The organism is Nonomuraea sp. NPDC050328 (assembly GCF_044459405.1).
Taxonomy (GTDB): Bacteria; Actinomycetota; Actinomycetes; order Streptosporangiales; family Streptosporangiaceae; genus Nonomuraea.
This window is the reverse complement of sequence record NZ_JBITIW010000023.1, coordinates 1-4,742: the sequence shown is the minus strand read 5'-3', so window position 1 is coordinate 4,742 and position 4,742 is coordinate 1. Positions and strand designations below refer to the sequence as shown.

The following is a 4,742-nucleotide window of genomic DNA, read 5'->3' as shown; positions in this document are numbered from 1 at the left end:
GACTTCTTCGGCATGTCCCCCCGCGAAGCCCTCGCCGCCGACCCCCAGCAACGCCTCCTCCTCGAAACCAGCTGGGAAGCCCTCGAACACGCCGGACTCCAACCCGCCACCCTCCGCGGCACCCGCACCGGCGTCTACACCGGCCTCATGTACCACGAGTACGGCGCCCGGTCGCATCTTCCGCGCGAGGGCTTCGAGGGGTACCTGTTCAGCGGCAGCTCCGGCAGCATCGCCGCCGGACGCATCGCCTACACCTACGGCTTCGAGGGCCCGGCCGTGGCCATCGACACCGCCTGCTCCTCCTCCCTGGTCGCGCTGCACCTGGCCGCGGTCGCCCTCCGGCGGGGTGAGTGCGACCTCGCCCTGGCCGGTGGAGCGGCGATCATGTCGACGCCGATCTCGTTCGTGGAGTTCTCCCGGCAGCGCGGCCTGGCCGTCGACGGGCGGTGCAAGTCCTTCGCCGCCGGGGCCGACGGCACCGCCTGGTCCGAGGGCGTCGGCCTCGTGCTGGTCGAGCGGCTGTCGGACGCGCTGCGCAACGGCCACCGCGTCCTCGCCGTGCTCCGCGGCTCCGCGGTCAACCAGGACGGCGCCTCCAACGGCCTCACCGCCCCCAACGGCTCCGCCCAGGAACGCGTCATCCGCCAAGCCCTGGCCAACGCCCAGCTCACCCCCGCCGACATCGACGCGGTTGAGGCCCACGGCACCGGCACCCGCCTCGGCGACCCCATCGAAGCCCAAGCCCTCCTCGCCACCTACGGCCAGGACCGCCCGCACGGCCGACCCCTCTACATCGGATCGATGAAGTCCAACATCGGCCACGCCCAGGTGGCCGCCGGGGTCGGCGGCGTGATCAAGATGATCCAGGCCATGCGGTACGGCACGCTGCCCCGCACCTTGCACGTCGACGAGCCGTCCCCTTACGTCGACTGGACTTCCGGCCAGGTCGAACTCCTCACCGAGACCCGCCCCTGGCCCGAAACCGGCGCCCCCCGCCGTACGGCGGTGTCCTCGTTCGGCTGGGGCGGCACCAACGCCCACGTCATCCTCGAACAGCCCCCGGCCACCCCGGAACCTGCCACCTCCGACCCCTCAAGCCCGACCCAGGATGGCTCGGTCGCGGCCGGTTCGGTCCCGGCCGGTTCGGTGGCTTGGTTCTTGTCCGGCAAGTCGCCGCAGGCCGTCCACGACCAGGCTGCCCGTCTGGCCGCCCATGTCCGGGCCAACCCAGAGCTCAACCCTGCCGACGTCGCCCACACCCTGGCCCGCCGCACCGCCCACGAATACCGAGCCGCCGTCACCGGCGAAACGCTCGACGAGCTCGCCGCCGCCCTCGCGTCGGTCACCGTCGTTCAGGCCCCGCCCCGCCAGCCGGTCACCTTCATGTTCAGCGGCCAAGGCAGCCAGCAGCCCGGGATGGGCCGCCACCTGTACGCCACCCAGCCCGTTTTCGCCCAGGCTCTCGATGAGGTCCTCGCGGCGTTCGACCTGCCGCTCAAGTCGATCCTGTTCGCCGACGACGATGATCTGCTCGGTCAGACCCGCTACACGCAGCCCGCCCTGTTCGCCTACCAGACCGCCCTCTACCGGCTAGTCGAGAGCCACGGGCTGAAGCCGGATCGGGTGATCGGCCACTCCCTGGGCGAGCTCACTGCGGCCCATGTCGCCGGCGTACTCACCCTTCAAGACGCCGCCACCCTCATCACCGCCCGAGCCCACCTCATGGCCCAAGCCCCACCCGGCGCCATGATCAGCATCCACGCCACCGAAACCGAGATAGCCGAGACCCTCCAGGGGCGAGCTGACGTCTCGATCGCCGCCACCAACACGCCCACCCTCACCGTCATCTCCGGCAACGCGCAGACCGTCGAAGAGATCGCCGCCCTGTGGACCGAGCGCGGACGGCGAACCCGACGGCTACCGGGTAACCACGCCTTCCACTCACCCCTGATGGACCCCATCCTCGACGACTTCCACGCGGTGGCAGCGACGATCACCTACCACCCGCCCAAGATCGCGACCACAAGGGAGTCCTACGACGCCGACTACTGGACCCAGCAGATCAGACAACCCGTCCACTTCCACCAAGCCCTTGAGCAGGGAAGCGCCTACGTCGAAATCGGACCCGACACCACCCTCACCACCCTGACCCGCCACACCCTCCCCGAAGCCACAGCCATCCCCACCCACCAGTTCCCCGAAGCCCTAGCCCAAGCCCACACCCACAACCTCCCCACGACCTCGCCAACAGGAAGCCAGATCGACCTCCCCACCTACCCCTTCCAACACCAGCGCTACTGGCTAACCCCCCAAGCCACCGACCCCCACAGCACAGGCCACGCCCTCCTCGGCACGGCCACCGACCTCGCCGACCGGGACGAGACGGTGTTCACCAGCCGCCTGTCCGCCCACACCCACCCGTGGCTGACCGAGCACACGATCAACAACACCACCCTGATCCCAGCCACCGCCCTCCTGGACCTGGCGCTGGCCGCAGGCGACCACACCGGCCACCCCCACGTGACGGAACTGACCCTCACCCAGCCCCTCCACCTCCCCACCCACGGCCACCTCCACCTGCAGATCACCACGACCACCGACACCACAGGCCGACAGCTCGACATCTACTCAAGGACCAACCCCGCCGACCCATGGCAACACCACGCCACCGGCCACCTGACCACCGAGGCACCCCCACAACCAGAGCACGACAAGACCCCATGGCCACCCCCGAACGCCAGACCACACCCGCTGGACAACCCCTACAACCACCTGACCCAGCAGGGCTACACCTACGGCCCCACCTTCCAAGGCCTCAAGGCCGTCTACACCACCCCCACCCACCTCTACGCCGAGATCACCCTCCCCGACCACGCCAAACCGGACACCACCACCCACCTGATCCACCCAGCCCTGCTCGACGCCGCCCTTCACCCCCTCCTCCCCGGCGTCGCCGACACCACCACAACGGCCCACCTCCCGTTCACCTGGAACGACGTCACCCTCCACACCACCGGAGCCACCACCCTCCACGTCCGTCTGTCCCGCCCGGACCCCGAAGCGTCCTCCCCGGAGGTCAGCCTCGTCGCGACCGACCAGTCCGGCACGCTCGTCGCCTCGGTCGGCTCCCTGGTCCTGCGTCCTCTCACCGGCGAGGCCACCGCGGTCAAGCAGGACGGCCTCTTCCAGGTCGACTGGCAACCGGCCGCCGCCCCGGCGGGCGCGAGCCGTACCGACGGCTGGGTGGTGATCGACAAGGAGGGCGTCCTGGACGACGGCGGCGACCACGTGCGGGCCTTCGCCGACCTGGGTGAGCTGATCGAGACGGTGGACGCCGGCCGGTCCGCGCCGCCGGTGATCGTGCTGCCGTACTTCCGCGAGGAGGGCGGCCCCCTGCCGGGCGGCGCGCACGCCGTCCTGTCCGGCGCGTTGGGCACGTTGCAGCGCTGGCTCGCGCACCCCGGCCTGGCCGGCACCCGGGTCGTCGTCCTGACCCGCCGGGCGGTCGCCGCCGCCGAGGGCGACGAGGTCAGCCTGGCGCACGCGGGCCTGTGGGGCCTGGTCCGGACGGCGCAGAGCGAGAACCCCGACCGCATCACCCTCGTCGACCACGACGACCCGATCGACGCGCGGACCCTCGCCGGTCTCCTGACCCTCGACGAGCCGCAACTGGCCGTCCGGGGCGGCGTGCCGTACCGGCCCAGACTGGTCAGGAGTACGGCTGCCGCGGACAAGGCGCCGGACTGGAGCACGGGCACCACCCTGATCACCGGGGGCACCGGCGCGCTCGGCGCGCAACTCGCCCGCCACCTGGTGACCCGGCACGGCGCGCGGCACCTGCTGCTGATCAGCCGTCAGGGCGCGAGCGCCGCGGGCGCCGCCGAGCTGCGGCAGGAGCTCACCGGCCTGGGCGCCGGCGTGACGATCGCCGCCTGCGACGCCGCCGATCCCGAGGCGCTCGCGCGCACGCTTCGCGGCCTGCCCGCCGAGCAGCCCCTCACCGCGGTCGTGCATGCCGCGGGGGCGCTGCGGGATGCCACGTTCGGCCAGCTCACCGCCGACGAGCTGCGGGCCGTCCTGCTCCCCAAGATCGACGCCGCCTGGAACCTGCACCAGCAGGCCCTCGGCCACGACCTGCACACCTTCGCCCTGTTCTCCTCGCTCTCCGGGCTCATCGGCACCGCCGGACAAGCCAACTACGCCGCCGCCAACACCTTCCTCGACGCTCTCGCCCACCACCGCCACGCCCAAGGACTCCCCGCCACCAGCATCGCCTGGGGCCTGTGGGAGCAGGCCAGCACCATCACCGGCCACCTCAGCGCGGCCGACCTCGGCCGGCTGGCCAGGCTCGGCGTGGCCCCGTTGCCGACCGGGCACGCGCTCGACCTGTTCGACCACGCCCTCGGCACCGGCCTGCCGCTCCAGGCGGCGGCCCAGCTCACCACCGCGCAGCGGGTCGACACCGTCCCGCCGCTGCTCCAGGGCCTGTTGCGTACGGCGAGGCGGACCGGCGCGGTCGGTGCTCCGCTCACCGATGTCAGCCCGGAGGCGCTCACCGCCCTGATCCGGACGCACACCGCGAACGTTCTCGGTCACACCAGCGCGGCGGCGATCGACGCCGACCGCACTTTCCTCGACCTGGGCCTGGACTCCCTCACCGGCGTCGAACTGCGCAACCACCTCAACACCGCCACCGGCCTGCGGCTCCCGACCACGATCGTGTTCGACCACCCCACCCCGGC

The 4,742-nt window shown here is 71.7% G+C and carries 1 protein-coding gene; it reads left to right on the top strand.

Annotated features, from left to right (window positions below; all coding sequences use genetic code 11):
- Window positions 1–12: 12 nt before the first annotated feature.
- On the top strand, window positions 13–4,742 hold a 4,730-nt coding region (locus tag ACIBG7_RS43510), incomplete at its 3' end, for a type I polyketide synthase (RefSeq protein ID WP_397340144.1).